This window comes from Rhodopirellula sp. P2 (assembly GCF_028768465.1).
Classification (GTDB): domain Bacteria; phylum Planctomycetota; class Planctomycetia; order Pirellulales; family Pirellulaceae; genus Rhodopirellula.
In genome coordinates this window covers 3,378,806-3,399,109 of the sequence record NZ_CP118225.1, presented here as the reverse complement: position 1 = coordinate 3,399,109, position 20,304 = coordinate 3,378,806, and the positions used below count along the sequence as shown (strand labels likewise).

Genomic DNA, 20,304 nt, shown 5'->3' with positions numbered 1-20,304 from the left:
CCGGCAGACGTACCCACCAACCCGCCGCCCCTCAAAAAATGAATAAGGTCGTCATCATCGCCGACACCTTGGAAGACCACCTGTGACAAAACAGGTAGACAGGCAAGTTTTGAGGGCAGCCCTGCCTCGAAATCTTCGTCATCGAGTGCTGGGGCAATGACTTCTTGGCCAGCGTCCTAGCGGTAAGTCGGTTTGACGCGACCAACGACGCTGTGCCAGCCGTGGAGGAACAGTATTTTCAGTGAGATTGATGACGATGCCTGTTCTCCTTGGTTACCCATTCTCCATATCCTGAATCTTCGGTTGAGAGTTCTGGATCGAAATACACTCACCGATTGTTTCGCCAATCCTTCGACTGGCGTCCGATCCACGGTCCACTCCGTAGATTGCCAACAGCGAACGGGCGCGAGTCATTGCCACGTACAAGCTGTTCTCCAAGATTTTGCCTTCGGGCGCGACATAGTTGTCCACGCACGGAATCACGACCACTTCCGACTCATAGCCCTTGAATGAGTGTGGGGTGGTTGCGACGAGCGTGTTCGGCTGTCGTTCAAATGAGCGATTCTTCTGAAACGAAAGCTCGACACCAATTTCAGCAAGCGAAGGAGCGAGCATAGACTGCAACATATCCTGAACCCGACCATTGTAGAGAATGCAAATGTCAGTCGGAGAGATCCCATCAGTCCGGATCAAGTGTTTCAAGTGCCTTGCAATCGAGGACATTTCCTGAGTGCGGCTGTCGAAGCGATGGTAGATCGGCTTCGGCCCTTCAATCTGGTTGTACCGCACACGCAACCAGTTTTCGCCGTTTCGATCAGAATTCTCCAACAGTCCAAGCTGAAGCAATTCTTGCTGATCTTGACGCTTGCTTGATTCAGAAAGTCGGCTCAGTACGTTCACTGCGAGTTCGGTGATCGGGGTTGTGGAGCGAAAACTCTCCCGCATGATCGTCGAGCGACCACGCATATCGAGACCAAAGTCAGACCACTTCGGGGTCTTGGTGTCGTAAACGTTTTGTGCGTTGTCGTAGAAGATATGTGCCGAACGACTGTTGGCGTCTTCCTTGTCCGCCTGTTCGACGATGGACAACAGCAGCCGCAATGTCGCCGGTCCCATGTCTTGAGCTTCATCAATGAACAAAGCCGAACAACAGGGAAGCAGGTCATCCACATCTTGTCGATTGAGGAATTCTTCAGCGGCACGGTCATAGTCAAAACCGAAGGACTCGATTGACATCTGAACGCTTGGGAGCATTCCAGCCAAAACATCTTTCACATGCAGGAGCGACACTTTATCCCAAGGGAAATCAGATTGACCGAGCAGGTCTCCCTCGTTGAGGCTGATCCATGCCGATTCAATCGATTCCCGCAACAGCTTTTGCAAACTTCGATTGGCGTAGACTGCCCAAATGCGGGCATCTTTCTGATCTTGCCAACGCTTCGCTGTCTTGGCGAGCCAATTGCAAAGAACAATCGACTTTCCGCTGCCCGCTACCCCACGAACCAATCGTGGCTTTCCATCCAGTTCGAGATTGGTCAGCCGCTGCTGTTCTTGGGAAAGAATTGGCTTCATTCCCTTTCGACCATTGAACTGATCGCCCATGCGACAAGATGCCTTTTTCTTGTAGCTTGCCCTTTCTTCAGCCGCAATCGATGCCTCGCCCCCTTTTGTTTGACCTGGCTCTCGCCAAACACAACGCCTGTCGTCTTTCACGAGGAATGCTGCGGTCATGCCCTTCATCAATGGACGGAGATACGGTTCCTCCATCTCGCTGCGACTCGCAAGAACAATCACCGCTTCTCTTGCCCGACTCAGTGCAACGTTGACAAGTCTTTTCCATTCGGGAATTTGCCAGGTCCCACTTCCAGCATTGACCGTATCAAAAATAACAATTTCCGCTTCCGATCCTTGTTGACTGTGGACGGTTGAGGCTTCCCAATTGGTCATTCCCCAACCAGCCAGAAGCTTCCCAACCTCCTGAGCCTGTGCCTTGAACGGTGAGATGAATAAACCGTTTGCTGATCGAACATCTGTATCCGAAAACAGCTTTTGCAGTACCGACTGCGTCACACCACGAACCCAACTTCGGTTGCCCGGCCCACGTGCGGCACGAATGGAAGCGAGACTGGCATCCTCTTCATCAAGGACGTACCAAATGGCTCTCGATTGATCGGCAATGAATGGCGAGAGCGTCGACTCCATCCCAGCTCGGTCTGGAGCGGTCGTCAACGCCCCATCGTACTGGTAACTCGACACCACTTTGCAAACGTCAGGGTGCATTCGACGCTGCTGCAAAAGTAGGTGGACCGCCGTGGGAGTGTTTTCGGTGTCGTCGAGATGGCTCAGCCCACTGCTCGCCAACCATGTTTGCTGGCGAGTCGGCAGAATCCGTGAGATTCGACTGATCGGAGCCAATTGCTTTGAATCACCGACCAGCACAACTCGGTTGGCAGCCAACAGTGACAACGCAGCAACCGCCGCCCTTGAAATCAACCCCGCTTCGTCAATGAAGATCGTGGTGAAAGGTGCTTGGCCCCCTTCGACCATCTTGCGGATGGACTCATCTTTCAAATAGCTCATCGCTTTGAAAGCGGTGGCGACAACGACTCTTCGTTCAGCGTCCACGAAGATGCGGCTGCTTTGGTCGTTGCCAGACGTTCGCAGTTCACCAATCTTCTTTCGTGTGAGAGCTTTGTCTTCAGACGATTCAAAAAGTTGAAGTTGCTGTGCAAGCCCATCGATCTGCGACAAGATTTCCGACTCAGTTCCCCTGAGCATCGAATCGAGTTCTTTACCAACGAACGTTTGATACGACGCCCCCTTCCCGATTCTCAGCAGCGTGCCATCATCGAATTCATCAGGGCAGAATTCCTTTGCCGCTTCGCCGATGGAGATTGCGACGGCATCGGTTGCCCGGTTGGTTGTCGATACCACCAGAACTCGCTCGCTCTCATCTTGCATGACCGTTGCGATTTGCTGTCCAGTCGTCCAGGTTTTGCCGGTGCCGGGCGGTCCCCAAAGAATGCTCCAAGAGTGCTGCCACCAATCTCGCAAGTGATGCAAGCTGTGCTCACACGGCTGAGCCACTCTCGGATGCACATCGCCCTCGCTGGCGTTCAATCTCGCCGGGAGATGCCTCCGAACCTCTTCCAACTCATCTCCGTTGTAAATGGCGTCCAAGACCGACATGAACTCGAACGGACGAACAAAGAACGGTCCTGCCGTTGGGGGCATCTCAGGATCATCAAGACTGATGAACAGGCAACCATTCCGCTCGTCCACTTCGACGATCTCACCCGACCAAACAATGTCGTCTTCGTAGTCGGCCTCTTCATAGAGTTGATCCGAGTAACGTTCATCGTCGTCAAGCGACTTCGGGCGAAAAGCTTTCGCTCCTTCCCATGTCCAATCAAACTCGACCGATGAGCCGACATGAACGACAAAAATCGTCCCACGATCTTTCTCAGCAAAGATGCTGACCCGGTGGCAGTTCAGGCGTTTCCACCGTGACCCATCACGGTACTCTTGTCGAACTGCGACAGCTGCATCCTTGACTTGCCGGTCGTCACCTTCGGGTAGATCAAGTGTTCCTTGAAACCGTGCGGGTTCAAAGCCCATCTCGGTGGACGCCTCTGAGAGCATTTCGCTATCCGTGTCTTCATTCACTTGATGACTTCCGTCGCCAAGCCTGACAGGTATCCCGTGAGCAAGCCAAACACAGCAGTTGAAAAAATGATCGATAGCTTCCGTGTGTTCATTCTGGCAAGTCAGTGGGGTTATTGGGGACTGTTACCAACAAGCTATTGATCAATTGATGCTTGGCTTTTGATTGACTGGATTGCCTGCTCAAGCAAAACGTCATCAAGAGTCGCCAGGAACATAAATTCTTTCGGGCACTGCAACGCTCTCTGGCGAATCACCACAGGCACTCGATCCGTCAGCATCAACAATTCGTCCTCATCGGCGTCCAGTGCATCTGCGAGTTTGTGAACAAAAGCTTCGCTCGGGTAGTCGCCAGCGGTCAGCCGTCCATTCTCGACCTTGTTTACGTAAGACAAGCTCACACCCACGAGATCGGCGAGTTTCTGTTGGGTCAATTTGCGTTGAAATCGCAGTTGCCTCACTCGTTCGCCAAATCGCATTGCCTTCTCCCTTGGTCGGATTGTCGGGCACCCTCTAGAACGGTACGGCATGCGTACAAACTGGTCAAGAACTGGCGTCAAGCCGGGGGCAAAATAACAGGGCAAGACTTCATGCCAACAGCAAAAATTACGACGACGAGTGCGGACTCGGCGATAATTGATGCGTCGGCGTTCGACGTCGCGCAGTCGTGACAGCGAACTTGCAGTTGCCGGATGATCAGACGAGAATGTCTACGCTTGGTCGGAGGAGAGGGCTCTGCAGAGGTGCAACCTGAGCGCCGCATCAAGTGCGTCGACCGAAAGGCAGGCGGTTGTCGCCAGTCGATGACCGCCACCTTTCCCTTTCGGGATACGCCACAAAGCGAAAAACCTTCCACACAGGATGCGTGGATCACGAGGCGGGAGGACGCCATCAAATTACGTTTCAAGCCATCGGTCGATTTCCAATTCCCGCTGAACCAGCACACTTCGTGTCCCATTCGATGCGCCAACGGCACAGGGTCCACTCCACCTTGCGTGAGAGCATTCGTCGCGTATGAGTGGCGGGTCCCGTGAGCAATGTCACGGAACCCAACCTTTTTGCTGATCCAGCACAACGACACGTTGCAATTCGATCCGGTATCGGAACGGCACACAGGACAGTTTGCTGAGCAAGCAAACCATCTGTTAAAAGATCCCAACAACAAGGGATTCGAAGTTCCAACCTCGGAGTCCGTTTAGAACTCCATTCAAACTTGCATCTCCACAACTTTCCAATTCAAAGGGACCCCCATGACCGATCTGGATGCTGCTTCCACCCCCGAGCCTCCGTCTGGCGAGGAACTACGATTGGCCATGAAAGCCTTTCGAAAACGTCTGAAACTCACTCGCTTGGATGACGAATCGCGTTTGGGTTATGGGCCGATGTCATCGGGCCAAAAATCCGGTGTCGCTGCCATCACACCTCCCGACCAATTCGCCAGTGCGGTCTGGAAAGAACTGGCCCGGCAGGGCAAGCTGAAGCAGGAAAGCCGCACCCTCTATTCCCTTGTCGAGTGAGCAAAGAAGTGGGCAGCGTTCGCGTGCTCGATTTCCTGGATTCGTTCAGCGAACCATACCGTGCTCTCAAAAGACCGTGCTCTCAAAAGGGGTCCATCCGGATTTGTCGTGGGTAGAGATCGAGTCCACCACAGTGAAAGTAGATCGCTGTCTTGAAGTTTTCTCGGTTTCGATGGCCACTGACGCGACGCGTGATGGACATGATCCTGCTGTTGATTCCTTCGCCCACTGCGTTGGTGATCCCGTGTCTGCAGTAGCTCACGAGATTAGCGAGTCGTTCTGCGATTGTTTTGGCGATCCGATGGCTTGAAACCCGAGGCGGCAGTTGCAGGCGGCGTCACTTGACATTGATCAGGCCGAGACATAGCTTCCTTCGCTTCCCTAAACTACCAACTCCAAAGAAATGAACATGGCAAAGAAAAAGGCAACGGCGAAGAAGAAGACGGCAGCGCCAGCGAAGGCGATGACCAAAACCGAGATTGTCACGGCTTTGGCAGAGGGTACGGGCCTGACCAAAAAAGAGATCGTGAGTGTTTTCGATGAGCTCTCCACATTGATGGGGAAGAACCTTGGAAGACGAGGCCCCGGTGTTTTCAATCTGCCCAGCTTGATGAAAGTGAAAGTGGTTCGCAAACCGGCAACGAAAGCCCGCAAGGGAATCAACCCCTTCACCAAAGAGGAAACCGTGTTCAAGGCCAAGCCTGCCCGCAACGTGGTCAAAGTGCTGCCGCTAAAGGCTTTGAAGGACATGGTTTGATCCGACCAATGAGTCCGGCGCCGACGAGCAACCCATCTTCCGAAAGTTTCTCGTTCCATCGAGTGGAACGAGAACCTTTGCCATAGCGTTGAATCGCTCAGTCACCGGATCGATGATTGACCACAACGGCCCCATCCGGGGCGACCATCCGTGTTCCGTTATCCGTCTCGGGGCTTCCGCCCCGAGCTAACAACGACGGCCCCCTCCGGGGCGATGCTGGTGAACAGCCGTCCTCACCGTTCCCGGATGGTGCCACCCAACGCTCACTTTTCCGGCAAAATCGAGATTGATGGATACGGAATCGTCAACATCTACAATGGGCAAGTTGCAGTGATTACCCACTAAAAATCCAACGAGATGCTTGCATGACAGATGAAGACAAGGTCCTTTTTGAAAAGGAAGGGCGATGTATCCTTGAAGAACGGCTTGGCGATCTCGGCTACTCCTTTACCAAATGCATGAATGAAGGCAGGAACTCGGTGTTAGTATTTCGCCAGCAAGAATCATGGTTTGCTGTCACGCTCGAAGATGCGGAATTAAGCCCGACCCGAAGTTTTGCTTCCCAATGTCTCGTGAAGGCCGAAATCGCTGATTGAAGTTTTCCGGGATTATATCTTCAGATTCGGTCCACCGGCGAGATGAGCATTGAGAACCTATCCGGCAACCGATTTAAGTCGTAAGTCGATATTTGAACGGAGGTCGATCACCGGTTCAATCGTTAGGTGGGTGGCAACAAACGCTCCAGGTGGCAACGAACGCTCCAAGCCTCGTCGCTTCGCCAAATCCCGTTGCCTCATCAAGTTCACTGTCAGGCGTTCGCGTCACGCTGCTCGACGACTCCACCCTGGCACGCAAACATTGGGGGACAAATGGTCTACTCTGCCCGAGCTTTGCTCGTGGGATACAGGCGGCCAGCGAGCAACCTCGATTTTTGTGAACCACGCAGGACACGAAGAGCACGAACGGGTGTTGCCGTCGCGGTGTAGGCCGGACCCAGCGAAGCGCCGTTCCGGCAATCCAAAGTTGTTTCTCCCGGCATCGCTCGTGCGTTGCCGGTCCGGCATTCCATGGCATCAGAGTAGAACAGTTGTCCCCAACTGTTCCGTCGGGCAACTCTCAGCCGCCGAGCCCCGTTGCCTCATCGAGTCCATTGCCAGGCGTTCGCGTCACGCTGGTATCCGTTCGGTGAAGCAGTGCGATTTCTGTTTGCCATGGTCGGTGAGGCTTGCTTCGGGGTGAGCTGGCAGCCTGCGGTCGGGCAGGAATTTGTCCAGGGATCCGGCTTGATGGCTCGGCAGCTTTGAGAGCAGATCGCGAAGACACCGAGAGGGATCCACGCCAAGCAACTTGCAAGTCGCGATCAAGCTCATCAGCGTCGCCGCAATTTGCCCTCCTCGGTCGCTGCCGGCGAACATCCAGTTCTTGCGATCGATCGCAACGCACCGAATCGTTTGTCGCCGACTTCCGGTCGCAGGTAGCCTCGACGGTCTGGATTGGGAAGGCGTCCTCGGTTGGTTCGCTTGGTCGTCTGTGCAGGCTCTTCAGAGAGTTTTGAGAGTTGGTTATTGGCCTGCGTAGTTGGTGGCCGTTAGATGGAGCGAAATCCGACACGACACTTCATCACCACGTTTGGGCCGCAGTCACGAAACGCCGTCAATCGATGGTATTCAAGTAGTTCGGCGCATAAAAAAAGCCGCTTGTGAAATCACAAGCGGCTTTGAAGTGGAGGATAACGGACTTGAACCGATGACCTACGCGCTGCCAGCGCGTCGCTCTCCCAACTGAGCTAATCCCCCGGGTGAAGACGCAGATTATCGACTTGATTCGCGTTGCGTCAAGCCCGTCAGAACCTGGTTTCGACGATTCTTTGCAGTTCTTTGGGAGTCCGATCCCCCCCAAACTGCCAGCCACGGGGGGCTCGCTGAGAAACAATCCCTCCGCCTGCTCCTGTCACAGCGAAGGCCAGATCAGCACGCTCGCCAAATTGTGGTGCTGGTCCGTCCACAGCGGTGCGGAATCCACCACCGACGATTCGGGCTTCTGAGCCACCGACAGGAACTCAGAGTCCCAGAATGCTTCTCCCCGGTCCGCGGCGATGACCCAACGCGATGGACGCGTGTAAACCTGATCGCGATGATCGTTCTGAATCAATCGGCTTGGCAACCCAATCGCCTGCGTCAAGCGATGCGTCAGCGGCACCAGGTCCAAGTGATTGTTCGACACATGAACGGCCAACACGCCGTTCTCGGCCAAGCGTTCCCGGTAAAGCTGCATCGCTTCGAGCGTCAACAGGTGAGCGGGAATCGCGTCGCTGCTGAATGCATCCAGGATCAGCAAATCGAACTGCTTGCCCGTGTGCCTTTCCAACAACAATCGCCCGTCGCCCAAGTGATGCTCCATCGTGGCGGGGCATTCACGCAGGAAGGTGAAGTGTTCTTCGGCAATCGCCAGGACATCGGGATTGATCTCGTACATGTCCATCGTGTCGGCTTCACGTCCGTAGGCCGCCAGCACGCCGCATCCCAAACCAATCACCCCAATTCGCATCTCGGGCGACTCGGCCTGCATCGCGTGAATCAGTCGTCCCACGCCGCTGCTGTGACCAAAGTAGGAGGTCGGTGTCATCCGCTCGGGACCATGCAACTGAATGCCGTGAACCGTGTTGCCATGAACCAACTGAATGCGTTCGGCATCGTTCTCAACGCGGAGCACTCCAAAGAAGTTGCGACGCTGGTCGATCGTATCCGTGCGATTGGTCATGGTCGTGACCACCGCGGTGAAACCAATGATCGCCACGATCAAGCCGGTGATCCCCTTGGACATTTTCCAGTCGCAGGTCATCGTCAACCAAGAGCGAGAGGCCAAGAACGTGATCGCGACCACACCAATCGACAACGACATGGCAATCGGAAGTTCGCGGTAGTCTTGGAAGACCAACGGACAAATCAGTGCCACCAAAATCCCGCCCATGGCACCGCCAAGCGAGATCAAAGCGTAGTACTGGGTCAATCGCTGGGTGGCAGGTTTTCGAGCGGCGGTCTCGCCATGGCACAGCAGACAAACGCCAAACAAAACCACCAGGTAGGCAAGTGCTTCGACAGGCATTTGCCATCCGCCAGGGAACCAACCCTTCAGTTGAATCACAACGAACGCCAGACCGGTGAACGCTGAAATCAGCTTGGGTCGGTACCAGGTCGGAGAATCAAAGCTGATGATGAAACTCAGCAAATACAAGCTCAGTGGCAACACCCACAAAAATGGCATCACCGCGATGTCTTGGCAAACGTGACTCGTCACCACCAACAACATCACCGAAGCAAGGGCAGGCAACCCGACCCAGACACTCCAATCAGCCAAACGCAGTTTGGCGGAGACCGCTTCCGTCGCGACCGAGTTTTCGCTTGTTCCAATCGACTGACTTTTCCGTCGGCGAAGCAGACTGATCGCCAACCAGCCGTCCACGATGACAAACGCATAGAATGCCAGCGACCAGACGACGGATTGCTGTTCAATCGACAACAGCGGCTCGACGACAAAGGGATAGCTCAGCAAAGCCACCAGCGACCCGGCGTTGGACAGGGCGTACAGCCGATAGACGGAACTGGATTGATTCTCGTAGCTCAACCACGCTTGAACCAACGGCCCGGTACTGGAAAGGACAAAGTACGGCAACGCAACGTGTGCCGTCAGCAACCACAGCAAGGCCCACGTGGGGTCTTCCGTTCCGACGGGTTTCCAAGCATCCGAAGGTGCGATCGGCAACGACCATGCCGCTGCACACAACAGCACCAAGTGCACGACGCCTTGCATCGCCGGGGGCAGAAATCGTCTCAAACAGTGAGCGTATAAATATCCGGCGAACAACAAGACTTGGAAGAACAACAAACACGTTGTCCAAACCGCGGGTGTGCCACCGAACCATGGCAACACACACTTGCTGATCACAGGCTGAACTTGAAAGACCAAGAAAGCCCCCAACAACGTCGCTCCCGCAAAGACGAACCACGACGTGGTCTGCTTGGAACTGGTGGTTGGAAGAGAGTTGGAACCCGAAACATCCGAGGTGCACGACGGCATGCGTTCATCTCATCAAAGTACTCGCAATGCGGCCTCGCCCCCGCGACGTGGTTCCGCCCAAAAGGTTACCCCATGTTGCGTGACCAGGCGTCAGAGAGAACGCAATCGGTGCCCCCTTCCGAGCTTCCGTGAGCGGTCCACCACGAAAATCCGCTACGACCGAAACAGCCAGCACTCGAGCCACCACTCAGAAACGCAAAACGCCTCCCAGGTAAAAACCCAGGAGGCGTCGGCGAATTCAATTGCGAGCGTTTGCGTCCCGGCAGTGATCAGTTCAAGCCTGGATTGGCATCCCGGACGGCGTGATCCATGACTTCGATCGCAGCGTCGGTGTAACGTTCGTACTCGTTCCAGAAATGATCCATCGCGGCTTCGTCAGCAAAGAAGAACATGCGTTGGTGCACGGGGTCTTTCATTCCGAACTGACGTTTGCCAGGAACGATCACGCGTTCTTCGAAGAAACGAACCACATCGATTTCGTTCAGGACCGGCGTGTAAGGAGCCGGGTCCGCCAAAAAGGTCTTCATCTTGGCTTCGCTTGCGAACAAGTACAGTTTGCCCAGGTGAACGACACCAAACTTTGGATTGCCTTCGATCCATTCATCTTCGTTGATGACGGTGACGGAGCAAAAACCTTCCATGGCAAGCTTGGGTTGCTCTGTCCCAAACGCGGGCGTTTTGGTCTCGGTTTTGGTCATCGCCAGAGCCGGCATTCCGAGCGACATGCCATCGGTGCGAGCTCCAGCCAATTGAGCGTTCGTGCCGTTGGCAAATTGGCTTCCCGGTGATGGCAACTCGCTGCTGGATGCAACGTGGGGATTCTGTTGAGTGCGAGGTGGCGTGCTGGCGACCGCAACGGTGGCTTGAGTTGGTGCCGCTGCCGATGGCTGAGCATTGGATGCCACCATCGTTTGCGGTGCGTGGGCCGCTGGTGAGACGGGTGCGGCAGGCATCTTGCTGTACGCTTGCCCCAGCATCGCAACGTAACGCGTTGGATCTTGCGGGCTGACGGAGCTGCCCAAGGGCTTGCCGGTTGGCGTGATCATCACGTCCGTTGGGAACTTGGTGACGCCAAACATCTTGGCCAGTTCCGGTGATTTGCCAGCGTGGATTTTGACAGGCACATACTGCTGCTCCACCGCCGAACCGACTTGAGGACTTTTGAATGCCCCCGCTTCCAGACGGTCACACCAGACGCAATTGTCGCTGGTGAAGTGCAACAGCAAAGCTTTGCCGGTCTGCTGAGCTTCCGCCTGGGCAGTGGTCAAATCTTTTCGCCAAGCGATCTCAGCCTGAGCCATCCCGGAGAAGATCGTGGTCAACCCGAGCAAGCCCATCGCTGGCAAAACCCGCGTCCATCGCGAGATCGCAGTCGAAGAACAAATTCGCGGTGGTTTGGAGGACAAACGCATCGGACAAAATCCTTTTTGTCTTTCTCAAAGAGAGCCAGAATCAGCTCAGGTGTGCCGGTATCGGTGGTATCGGTCGCGCCAACCTTGACGCTTGAGCGGAACCTACGAAGTTTTCCGCGGTCGCCGCCACACCAATGGAGGGTGTTTCGCAATCAGCCAACCGCTCTTTCAGCAAGCAGTTTCACGCTGCGAAAAGCGACCCACCGAATCGAGTCCCGGCGGCAAACAGCAAAACGAGGTGCCCGTGGAACGACTGGTGTTCCCGGACTTGCGTTCCCCGGAGAGAACGGGATGACGATGTCGACATTCGATCCGCCATCTCGGTCGGCGACCACTTCTGCCAGCGCACGCCCTGAGCAGATTGGCAGGTGTCATTTGGCGATTTGAAATCCATTGGCGAACGCGACTGTTCCCGCGTGCAACCGGGGCCAACACCCGAACGGCTCCCATGGCCCTTCCCGACCATTCCTCAGAGCTTGGGGACGGGCCGCTTGGGAGCTCGCTTGATCATCCGTTTCTGATCGTCGCGAGGCGGTGGATTGTTGTTCCCGTTGTTGCCACCATTGCGACGCGGCGGGGCCAAATCAGTGAACGTTTCCGTCCACATCCAGCCGATCGGAACTTCCAATTCTTTTTCCGCCAGCATGGCCCAGGGCGTGCCTTCGTGCTCCGCAACCACACGTTCCAAGAACTCACGAGCGGTCTCGGCCTCGCGTTGCCACTTGCTTCCCACCGAGATTTCATCGGCGGGCTTCAACACCCAAGTGTTGTTCTTGGGATCTTTGAAAGGCATCCCGCGTTTCGCCTTGGCGAGAATCGCATTGTAAGTTTCGGTGCGGACCTTTTGTGCCAAGACCCGTCCATAAGCCAAGTCAAACCCGGCCATCCAACGAAGACTTTCTTCCTTGTCTCGATCATTGACACCTTGTTCCAAAGTGGCGGCCAACTGGATCAACACCGGTTCCAACTTCGCAGCGTCCTGTTGGGCAGTCGTCAACGCTTGGGCCAGTCCCGCTTCGTCGCGTTTCACAAACCGGGTTTGGGGGCGTTGGATCCCGTTGACGTTTTTAATTTGTGCGGCCGCGATCAATGCCTGGCGGAGCGGGCTTCGCTTGACCGCTTTGACATAGTCCTGCGGTGACAGGTAATCGGGACGGTAACGAGCCATCGCGGTCGGATCAAAGAACGCACGCAGATCCGCGGTGAACGCGTCGATCTCGCCCCGCCGAACCTCTCGCGAAACATTGCGGTTGGGGTGAACGGTGAAGTAGATCCCACCCGTTTCGTAACACAGACGCGTCAACCCATAGGGTCCAAAGCCACTGTCAATCACCGGTTCCTGCTCGAAGTCCCCCGTGAAGCTCAACTGGACTCGTTCCGGCAGAAAGGTTTCCGGCCCCTGATCGACTTGCGCCCACTGAGGTGTTTGGTCGTACTCGGGGTCCGGATCAACGTACTTGACCAACGTGTGTTCGCGACCAAACGGAGCAGGCACACCAACCACGTAGACGGGGATCCCCCATTTTCGGCAGGACGTGATCGAAGACTCCAACAAGTGAGCGTCGTCGCCTCGCTCGTCGGTGACCACCACAAACATCACATTGCGCTGTGGACCACGAGTCCCCGCGTTGCGGCGGAGCGAACTGTATTGTTTTGCGGCGGATTCAATGGCCGTGAAGACCCGTTCCGTCCCCGAGTTATCAACCGGAATGTCGGCAACGGTCTGCTTGATCAACTCCAAGTCGGCAGTGGGTTCTTCCGTGAACAGCTGAACCTTCTCGCCAAATCCAATGATGGAAGTGAGCACACGAGATTCGGATGCATCAGCGGGGTCTTCGCCGGCGGTCTTGGAATCCAATTGCTCGCGAAGCATGCCGAGTTCTTCATAGATCCGATCGAACCGGTCGCGAATGTCTTGGCGTTGCCGAGTCAGCGAACCACTTTGGTCGAACAACCAAACGATCAGCGTCGGGCGTTCCTCCGCTGCCTGCATGACCTCGAACGTGATTTGATCCACGGCGCCGGAGGCCCCGGCGGTCCCTTGTCCGACGCGACCTTTTTGATCAACCAACCGATCTTGGGGCGCCACTGGTTGGCTGAACATTTTGTTGACCATGATTTCGCCCAAATCGGTGGGCTCCAGGTCGACCGGGCTGACCATGTTGGCGATTTCGGCGAAAGTCGCTGCCGATGCCTCAGCCATGTCAAACTCAGCCAGAGCGTCTGAACCGATCTCAACCTGAGGTTGATCGCTGACCACGATTTCCTCGATCAAGTCCACTGTCTCTTCGTAATCAGGCGGCGGCGCGATCATCACCACGGCTTCGTCATCGACCGGATTTTGCAACTGCACCAACGCCAACGACAAGATCACGATCAGGTGCACCAACATGGTGCCGACCATCGCAACGGTCTCGTCCGCATCCCAGAAAGATTCCTCTTCCCATTGATCAGTCGAATCCCCCGTCTCGTACGGGTGAACCGCACTGGCCTCCTCTGTCGCGGCGTGAGACCGCGAGCTCGTGGGCAATGCTTTCTTGATCGATTGAAGAAACGATGAGTCGCTCATGAAATCCGATTTTCAGAGGTTTGCGTTCACAAAGCCGGGCGATGGGGATTGCAAACCAGCGATCATGGGCGAAGATTTGCGATTCCAGATTGCTCCGGATACTCTTTCAAACGTTTTTTGCGACGATTTGAACCCTTTGATTGTAATCGAAAGTCCGATTCACATTCTTCCCTGTGCAATTCGAAACGTCGTTGACTTGAGGATCAGGCCGATTGAATGGAACAAACAAACGAATCATCAGGACGCCTGATCGCCATCGGAGACATCCACGGCTGCAATGCCGCTTTGCAGGCCGTTTTGGCTGCGATCAATCCTCAACCCACTGACATTTTAGTCACCCTGGGTGACGTCGTTGACCGCGGCCCTGACTCCAAAGGGGCGGTCGACACCCTCCTGCAGTGCGGCCAGCAAACCCAGCTGGTTGCTTTGCAAGGCAATCACGAGGAAATGATGCTGAATGTGCTTCGCGGCAGCGAATCGCATCACAGTTGGTTGCGGTACGGCGGGGTCGAGACGCTCGACAGCTACGGATTCGACGGGGGGCTGGACTTCCTTCCCGAAGCTCACCGCGTCTTCTTTGAGTCACTGGGCGATTACTTTGTCTACGAAGATTATTTCTTCACCCACGCGGCATACGATCCCGCACTGCCGCTCGAGGAACAGACCGTCGAAATGCTTCGCTGGCACTCCTTGCGACAAGGTGTTCCCGAACCACACCACAGCGGAAAAACGGCCTTTGTGGGTCACACTGCCAACCACGAAGGTCAAATCCTCGACGTCGGTCACTTGGTGTGCCTGGACACCCACTGCTACGGCGGTGGGTGCTTGACCGCGATGGATGTCCGAACGCGACAAACCTGGCAAGCCAATCAAGACGGCGTCCTCCTGTCCTGACGGTCCGCTCAAAAATCCCTCGTCGAGCTCAGAATGCGGAAGGCGGCACAACCGCGGGCGCAGGAGCCATAGGCAGGGGAGCCGGCGGGACGCTCGGGATCGCAGTTGTCAGACTGGCGGCCGGCACGGTCGCGCCCGGGTACATGTACACCTGCAGCGACACCGTTTGGTTGGCGACGTCAATCACCGGCGGTGCCATCCACGCATCCGGAAACGACGTGGAGGCGAGCTCAGCATCCAAACTTGCAACCGGCAACGCTCCGTTGGCGCGTGCCAACGCAACATTGCGATGGATCAACCCTTCGGCCACCAAGCGACCTTCCACTTGCTGGCGAACACTGGCCGAACGCACGTTCGATCGACGATGCGATCGGACAATGCTGATCGCGGCGAGTGACAAAACTGCCATCGCGAGAAAACTCAAAACGACCGCCGATCCACTGCGACGCAGGTCCGGGCGAAGCTCATGAGCGACGCACGACTTTCGAATCACACGACTCTTCGGCGGTTGGTTGAAATGCGCGGGAATGTTCATAGTTGCGGCGACAAACAAAGGACGGTGGTCAGCTCGGCAGTGCGGTGGTCAGGACGCAGTTCAGCAGCACGGTCGGCCGACGCTTGCAATTGCATCGACAACTGAATTCCAGCCAGTCGACCATCCACAACGATTTCGTTCATCGCAAAGGAACGAACCGAACTTTCCAAGCAAACCGTCTCACCCAACAAGGGGTCGACCATCACCAAGGAACGGTTCACGCCATCGGGCGCCCGCCGAACTTCAAAACGAATCCGTCGAGTGTTCAGTCCGTCGCTGACGACAACATCGCTTGAGCGAACCGACGTGATGGATTGGCCCGAATTGGAAATGTCCCTCAACCGTCCCGACACAAAACGCAACGCCTTGCGTCCTTGAGCTGAGACGCCCTCATGGCCCATTGAAATCGCAGTCACTCGCGCCGACCCACGCATCATGCCAACCATACTGGTCGCCAGGGTCCCGACAATCACGACACAGGCGATCGTTTCGATCAGGCTCACGCCCGTTCGGGACGAACACATTTTGGGGAAAGAACAAGTGCAGTGCATCTTCATGGTTGGCTCCACTGGGTCCGCAATGACTGGCTCAGTTCGCCGGTGTCGAGGGAACCATTGTTGTTTCCATCTTCCCAAACCACCACATTGAGCGTGACCAAATTTGGCACCAAGGAATCCTGAACCGAAACCTGCGATCGCATCGATCTGGTTTCATTGCCCGCCACGATTGCCTCCCGGGTGCCTCGCGTGCTGGCAAATTGAGCGGGGTCACAAAGCTCAACCTTGGTTTGTTCAACCAAACGCTCAGCCTCGAACAACAACTGGTCCTGCCGATCCATTCGCTGCAGCAATTGACTGGACTGTCCCATCAAGCTCAACGCCGGGATCAGAACCAACGAGAGCAAAGCGGCACCCACGGCAACATCGATCAACGTCGCTCCACATCGAAACGTTTTCCAACGGATTCGAGTTGGCGTCGTCAGCGAAGAATTCAAGCCGCTCATGGTGATGCATTTTGATAAATGTTTCCGGACGCCGCCTGGACAAAGACGTCGATGGATTCGGAGTCCCGATAAACCTTCAGTTCCAAATCACGATTTGCGATTCCAGTCGGGTCAAAAACGATGCTGGATGCATTCGCCCGAACACTGACATTCGGATGCAATTCGATGGGGTCCGTCATCCAAGTGGATGCCCCCGGTGAAGCAGCGGCGCCGAAAGCGTCCGCCCCGTCACTGTAGATTCCTGGTGCGGCCACCATGTCGACCACGGTTCGATTCTCACCGTCTGCATTTCGCACCGATTTCCATCGAACCGTCACGGAACATCGACGCGTCAAAGCGGTCTCTCGAGCGAGTCGCAGAGAACGCAACACGACATCGGAGTCCTGACGCACCGTCGTACGCTGCGAGAACAACTGGCCAACACGTGGTGCCGCCAGCATCGAAGCACTCAAGACCATCAGCACCAACAACGCTTCGACCAAAGTCACGGCAGCACGACGTCGAACGTCCCGCCGCGTGGACGATGGACAAAAGCGAGGTGGGGAATGAACCATGACGGAACTAGTTCGTCACAGGCTTGCTGAACGTTCCAGTTGCGGCGTCGTAAGGATACTGACGCAACTTGTTGTAACGAGCACGCGAAGCTGTGTCGTCGGATTTAATATAGTTTTCGCGAACCAAGTAAGCGATGTTACGAGGGTACGAACCAATTTCGAGGTAGTAAGTTTGTGCCATCGCGTTGAGGGAAGCGATGTCTTGTTCAGCTAACTTGTCTTCGCTCTTCGCACGCATGGGAGCAACGGTGGCAACCGTAGCAGCCGCAACAACGGCGAGAATCACAACAGCAGCGATCACTTCCAACAACGAGAAGCCAGATTTCTTTGTACGTTTCATTTCAAAAGACTTGGTCTGTATAGGCAGAATTTGAAGACGGATGTCCTCACGGACAGAACCCGAGAAATGATCCGAGAGTCGTGATCATCTCCACTGAAACCTAGGTCAGAAATCAGGTAGTGGACGGAAATCGACCGAAAAGGTCCCCCGAATCTTCTTATCGCCCCGATTTGCGGCTCGAAATCGAGTCCTGAGGCCGCAATCGCTGGACATCGCCGCTGTTGCAAGCCAACAACCCGTCAACTGTCCGCAGCAAAAGGCTGCCATCCGCCTGCAAACCTTCGCAAACACCTTGGACGAATTTGCCGCCAATACGGCATGCAACGGTTGTGCCACGCAGTGCATTGCGGTCTTCAAAGCGTTGCAACAGATCCTGCGGCTGACGCTTCGCGTCCTCGATGACCTCCACCAGATGAGGCCCAAGGGTATCCAACAACTGATCCTTGGAGATCAATCGGCCGGTCGCCTCCGCAATCGAAGTGGGCAACACCGCTCCTTCTTCGACTTGATCCAACGTGGGGTGCTGCCGCAAATTGCAGCCGATGCCGATCGCAAACCAGGACTCGTCATCGCCAGCCGGATCGCCATGTCGCTCAATCAAAATCCCAGCGACCTTGCGTTCGTTCATCCAGGCGTCGTTGGGCCACTTCAACTGAACCGACGTTGGGCCAGCCACCATCTCGATCGCTTCGGCCAATGCGACGCCAACCGCGAGAGACAACAAATTGGGCGAGGCCTTTGCAATCAGCGTGCACGCCAACCCATCTTCTGCAGCGAACCATGACTTCCCATGGCGACCACGCCCGGCGGTCTGCTGATCAGCGACCACGAGCTTGGGCAGCTCTTCCTGAAGCAGCAACTCGTTCGCCCCTCGCAGCCAATTCAAGGCCCACGAGTTCGTCGAATCAACGGTTGGCAAACGAACGATCGACGAAATCACTGAATCGCTTCGGCCAACAACTGCCTCTTCTTTTCAACTTCGCTGAGCTCGCCGGCCACCGCCGCATAGGACTGCTCCGCCTGCTCTGCAGAAACTCGGGCGGCCTGAACCGTCTTCTCCGTCTCCGCTCGCTTCACCTGCATCCCAGCCAGTTCGCCTTGCTGAGATCTCAGAGTCTCCGCCAGCGCCGCTTCGTCCTTCTTGGTTTGCACCACCAATCGACGCTGCTGAGCAATCTCGGTGAGCTGTGCGGCGAGCGACGCTTCCAAATCAGCCGCTTGGACCAACGCGGCGTCGTCCGGTGCGTCCCCCAACCCCACCCGTGATGCGATGACCGAATCGTGTGCGTCACGCGACTTGGAAACCAACGCGGGCAACCCTGAGATCGCCTGCTCTCGCTGGGCCTTCTTCTGGGCGATCGCGGCTTGGCTCTTGGCGATCGCTTCATTCTGTTGCTTGATCTTGGCGTCCATCTCAACCAACGCTTTTTGAGCAGTTTGCAAAGCTGTCGCCATCGCATCCCGCTTCGCTTGCAACGGTGTCAACTTGACTTGGATCGAAGCCAAAGTCTGCTCGACGGCGCCGATGCGATCTTTTGCCGGGGGTGGATTGGCCGCCAACTCTTGAATCTGCTTCGGGTCCGCGACCGCCGACATCCGGACCACTCCCGTCCAATCACCGTAGATCATCTTCGAGCTGTCATGCGTGATCGCAACTTCTAAAACGGCTTCCGAGGTGGCGGGCGTTTCCGTGATTTGTTTGCCACTGGCATCCCACAGACGCACCTTGCGATCTTTGCTGGCAGTGACGAGTTGCCCCTTGTGGTCGAACTGAACGGCCGTCACCCCGCCGCTTCCCGCATTGATGGAGCGAATGGCTTTTCCTGAATTCATGTCCCACAACTTGACCGTGCCGTCTTCGCTGGCACTGGCCAAGACGTTGGAATCATCCCGCCAAGCGATCGCGCGAATGGCACCTTTGTGCCCTGCCAGATCGAGATACTGCCTGCCCGTGTCGGCTTCCCAGACAACCAGCCCGCCGCTGCGGTCACCCGATGCGATCAAGACGCCGTCAGGACTGTAGGCAACCGAGTAAATCCAATCGGTGTGTTTCTTGATGTCAAACAACTGGGTGCCATCGGTCGCGTCGTAGATCCGCAACATTCGCTGCGGACCACCCAATGCGATTCGGGTCATGGTGTCGTTTACATCGGCATCAAACACGGTGTCCAATTCATCGCCCACTTGAGCAACACGTTCGCCGGTTTTGATGCTGTAGACAGCTGCGATTCCTTGAACGCTGTGCTCTCCACCACCCGCGATCAAATATTGACCATCGCGACTGAACCGAATCGATTGTGGAATGCCTTCCTCGAAAGGAAGCACCCCCAACAACTCAGCCGTCTCCGTGTGATACAGCGAAATCTGCTTTTGACCGGCGAGCGCAACCAAGGGTGCCCAAGGGCTGGCGCCAATCGCAGTGGTCGCTGCGGCCCGCTGCGTGACCACGGGAACCCGCTGCGGCAAAGTCTCTGGCATGGGCGGAGGACCTTCCGGACGTCCGCTCGTGGAGGCCACAAACGCCAACGCGTTCTTCTTCTTTGCTTTCGCCTTGGAGCCCGAATTCTCCAAAATGCCGCCTTCGATCCATGACCGGATCACCTGCAACTGCTCTGCCGGAAGCTTCGGTTGGCTAGGAGGCATCACCGGGGTGTCATCGTGATTGACCAATTGCCAAAGCCGGCTGGTTTCGGCATCACCATCGTCATAGACAATCTCGCCGCTGCCGCCGCCTTCCATCATCGCACCATAAGAATCCATCGCCAAACCACCGCGTTTATCGCTTTGGCTGTGACAGTTCAAACAGTGCTGACGAAGGATCGGTTTGACATGGTCTTCGAAAGTCACCTTCGCTGGTTCATCAGTTGACTTGGCATCTGCAGCGAACACGCCAGCAGACGAACCAACCCACAGAACACTTGCCAGCGACAAGGCCACGTTTCTGAACCGTGTTGAACGCGTTCGCTTCATTGGAAGATGCAAC

Annotated in this window: 18 protein-coding genes and 1 tRNA gene; 4 read left to right on the top strand and 15 right to left on the bottom strand. The window is 55.8% G+C overall.

Annotated features, from left to right (window positions below; translation table 11 throughout):
- Positions 1–273: 273 nt before the first annotated feature.
- Entirely contained in the window at positions 274–3,189 is a 2,916-nt protein-coding gene (locus tag PSR62_RS12040; protein WP_274408223.1) for an AAA domain-containing protein, read from the bottom strand.
- Between the two features lie 611 nt (positions 3,190–3,800).
- A complete protein-coding gene (locus tag PSR62_RS12035) occupies positions 3,801–4,142 on the bottom strand; it encodes a helix-turn-helix domain-containing protein (RefSeq protein ID WP_274407973.1) in 342 nt (113 codons plus the stop codon).
- Between the two features lie 771 nt (positions 4,143–4,913).
- On the opposite strand from PSR62_RS12035, the gene PSR62_RS12030 reads away from it, so the two are divergent.
- The gene (locus tag PSR62_RS12030; RefSeq protein WP_274407972.1) at positions 4,914–5,180 is read left to right on the top strand and encodes a hypothetical protein; all 267 of its coding nucleotides are present in this window, start codon (positions 4,914–4,916) and stop codon (positions 5,178–5,180) included.
- Between the two features lie 82 nt (positions 5,181–5,262).
- Here the strand turns inward: PSR62_RS12030 and PSR62_RS12025 are convergent, their stop codons facing one another.
- Positions 5,263–5,478, bottom strand: coding sequence for a transposase (locus PSR62_RS12025; RefSeq protein WP_274408222.1), 216 nt, complete (start codon positions 5,476–5,478; stop codon positions 5,263–5,265).
- A 111-nt stretch (positions 5,479–5,589) separates the two neighbouring features.
- Here PSR62_RS12025 and PSR62_RS12020 point away from each other — a divergent pair, with 111 nt between their 5' ends.
- Both PSR62_RS12020 and PSR62_RS12015 read left to right on the top strand, forming a co-directional pair.
- Positions 5,590–5,937 (top strand): HU family DNA-binding protein, encoded by a 348-nt coding sequence (locus tag PSR62_RS12020; protein WP_274407971.1) that lies wholly within the window; start codon positions 5,590–5,592, stop codon positions 5,935–5,937.
- Between the two features lie 365 nt (positions 5,938–6,302).
- Entirely contained in the window at positions 6,303–6,533 is a 231-nt protein-coding gene (locus PSR62_RS12015; protein ID WP_274407970.1) for a hypothetical protein, read from the top strand.
- Positions 6,534–7,103: 570 nt separating this feature from the next.
- Here the strand turns inward: PSR62_RS12015 and PSR62_RS12010 are convergent.
- From PSR62_RS12010 to PSR62_RS11990, 5 genes are all read right to left on the bottom strand, one after another.
- Positions 7,104–7,352, bottom strand: coding sequence for a transposase domain-containing protein (locus tag PSR62_RS12010; protein WP_274407969.1), 249 nt, complete (start codon positions 7,350–7,352; stop codon positions 7,104–7,106).
- Between the two features lie 308 nt (positions 7,353–7,660).
- Positions 7,661–7,733, bottom strand: a tRNA-Ala gene (locus PSR62_RS12005).
- A 154-nt stretch (positions 7,734–7,887) separates the two neighbouring features.
- Complete coding sequence (locus PSR62_RS12000) at positions 7,888–10,014, bottom strand: fused MFS/spermidine synthase (protein WP_274407968.1); 2,127 nt, start codon at positions 10,012–10,014, stop codon at positions 7,888–7,890.
- A gap of 269 nt (positions 10,015–10,283) precedes the next feature.
- Positions 10,284–11,426: a DUF255 domain-containing protein gene (locus PSR62_RS11995; protein WP_274407967.1), complete on the bottom strand. Its 1,143-nt coding sequence runs from the start codon at positions 11,424–11,426 to the stop codon at positions 10,284–10,286.
- Between the two features lie 469 nt (positions 11,427–11,895).
- Positions 11,896–13,995 carry a vWA domain-containing protein gene (locus PSR62_RS11990; RefSeq protein WP_274407966.1) on the bottom strand — a complete coding sequence of 700 codons (2,100 nt, stop codon included), beginning with the start codon at positions 13,993–13,995 and terminating at the stop codon, positions 11,896–11,898.
- Positions 13,996–14,211: 216 nt separating this feature from the next.
- On the opposite strand from PSR62_RS11990, the gene PSR62_RS11985 reads away from it, so the two are divergent.
- Complete coding sequence (locus PSR62_RS11985) at positions 14,212–14,889, top strand: metallophosphoesterase family protein (RefSeq protein WP_274407965.1); 678 nt, start codon at positions 14,212–14,214, stop codon at positions 14,887–14,889.
- 28 nt (positions 14,890–14,917) lie between these two features.
- On the opposite strand, the gene PSR62_RS11980 is transcribed toward PSR62_RS11985, so the two are convergent.
- The 7 genes from PSR62_RS11980 to PSR62_RS11950 form a co-directional block, all read right to left on the bottom strand.
- The gene (locus tag PSR62_RS11980; protein ID WP_274407964.1) at positions 14,918–15,424 is read right to left on the bottom strand and encodes a hypothetical protein; all 507 of its coding nucleotides are present in this window, start codon (positions 15,422–15,424) and stop codon (positions 14,918–14,920) included.
- Entirely contained in the window at positions 15,421–15,927 is a 507-nt protein-coding gene (locus PSR62_RS11975; RefSeq protein ID WP_274407963.1) for a hypothetical protein, read from the bottom strand. The genes PSR62_RS11980 and PSR62_RS11975 overlap by 4 nt, the downstream gene beginning before the upstream one ends.
- A gap of 50 nt (positions 15,928–15,977) precedes the next feature.
- Positions 15,978–16,427 (bottom strand): hypothetical protein, encoded by a 450-nt coding sequence (locus PSR62_RS11970; protein ID WP_274407962.1) that lies wholly within the window; start codon positions 16,425–16,427, stop codon positions 15,978–15,980.
- The gene (locus tag PSR62_RS11965; protein ID WP_274407960.1) at positions 16,424–16,915 is read right to left on the bottom strand and encodes a pilus assembly FimT family protein; all 492 of its coding nucleotides are present in this window, start codon (positions 16,913–16,915) and stop codon (positions 16,424–16,426) included. Before PSR62_RS11965 ends, PSR62_RS11970 begins: the two co-directional genes overlap by 4 nt.
- A gap of 73 nt (positions 16,916–16,988) precedes the next feature.
- Positions 16,989–17,321 carry a prepilin-type N-terminal cleavage/methylation domain-containing protein gene (locus PSR62_RS11960; protein WP_274407958.1) on the bottom strand — a complete coding sequence of 111 codons (333 nt, stop codon included), beginning with the start codon at positions 17,319–17,321 and terminating at the stop codon, positions 16,989–16,991.
- Positions 17,322–17,478: 157 nt separating this feature from the next.
- Positions 17,479–18,261, bottom strand: coding sequence for a biotin--[acetyl-CoA-carboxylase] ligase (locus PSR62_RS11955; protein WP_274407957.1), 783 nt, complete (start codon positions 18,259–18,261; stop codon positions 17,479–17,481).
- On the bottom strand, positions 18,258–20,291 hold the full coding sequence (locus PSR62_RS11950; protein ID WP_443217394.1) for a c-type cytochrome domain-containing protein: 2,034 nt from the start codon (positions 20,289–20,291) through the stop codon (positions 18,258–18,260). Before PSR62_RS11950 ends, PSR62_RS11955 begins: the two co-directional genes overlap by 4 nt.
- Between the last annotated feature and the right edge of the window lie 13 nt (positions 20,292–20,304).

Bases quoted from the DNA above. Each gene is read 5' to 3' on its own strand.
- PSR62_RS11985 (WP_274407965.1), top strand. From the start codon at position 14,212: ATGGAACAAACAAACGAATCATCAGGACGCCTGATCGCCATCGGAGAC.
- PSR62_RS12035 (WP_274407973.1), bottom strand. From the start codon at position 4,142: ATGCGATTTGGCGAACGAGTGAGGCAACTGCGATTTCAACGCAAATTG.
- PSR62_RS12015 (WP_274407970.1), top strand. From the start codon at position 6,303: ATGACAGATGAAGACAAGGTCCTTTTTGAAAAGGAAGGGCGATGTATC.
- PSR62_RS11980 (WP_274407964.1), bottom strand. From the start codon at position 15,424: ATGAACATTCCCGCGCATTTCAACCAACCGCCGAAGAGTCGTGTGATT.
- PSR62_RS11960 (WP_274407958.1), bottom strand. From the start codon at position 17,321: ATGAAACGTACAAAGAAATCTGGCTTCTCGTTGTTGGAAGTGATCGCT.
- PSR62_RS11995 (WP_274407967.1), bottom strand. From the start codon at position 11,426: ATGCGTTTGTCCTCCAAACCACCGCGAATTTGTTCTTCGACTGCGATC.
- PSR62_RS11970 (WP_274407962.1), bottom strand. From the start codon at position 16,427: ATGAGCGGCTTGAATTCTTCGCTGACGACGCCAACTCGAATCCGTTGG.
- PSR62_RS11990 (WP_274407966.1), bottom strand. From the start codon at position 13,995: ATGAGCGACTCATCGTTTCTTCAATCGATCAAGAAAGCATTGCCCACG.
- PSR62_RS11950 (WP_443217394.1), bottom strand. From the start codon at position 20,291: ATGAAGCGAACGCGTTCAACACGGTTCAGAAACGTGGCCTTGTCGCTG.
- PSR62_RS12020 (WP_274407971.1), top strand. From the start codon at position 5,590: ATGGCAAAGAAAAAGGCAACGGCGAAGAAGAAGACGGCAGCGCCAGCG.
- PSR62_RS12040 (WP_274408223.1), bottom strand. From the start codon at position 3,189: ATGTCGGTCTTGGACGCCATTTACAACGGAGATGAGTTGGAAGAGGTT.
- PSR62_RS12000 (WP_274407968.1), bottom strand. From the start codon at position 10,014: ATGCCGTCGTGCACCTCGGATGTTTCGGGTTCCAACTCTCTTCCAACC.
- PSR62_RS12010 (WP_274407969.1), bottom strand. From the start codon at position 7,352: ATGTTCGCCGGCAGCGACCGAGGAGGGCAAATTGCGGCGACGCTGATG.
- PSR62_RS12030 (WP_274407972.1), top strand. From the start codon at position 4,914: ATGACCGATCTGGATGCTGCTTCCACCCCCGAGCCTCCGTCTGGCGAG.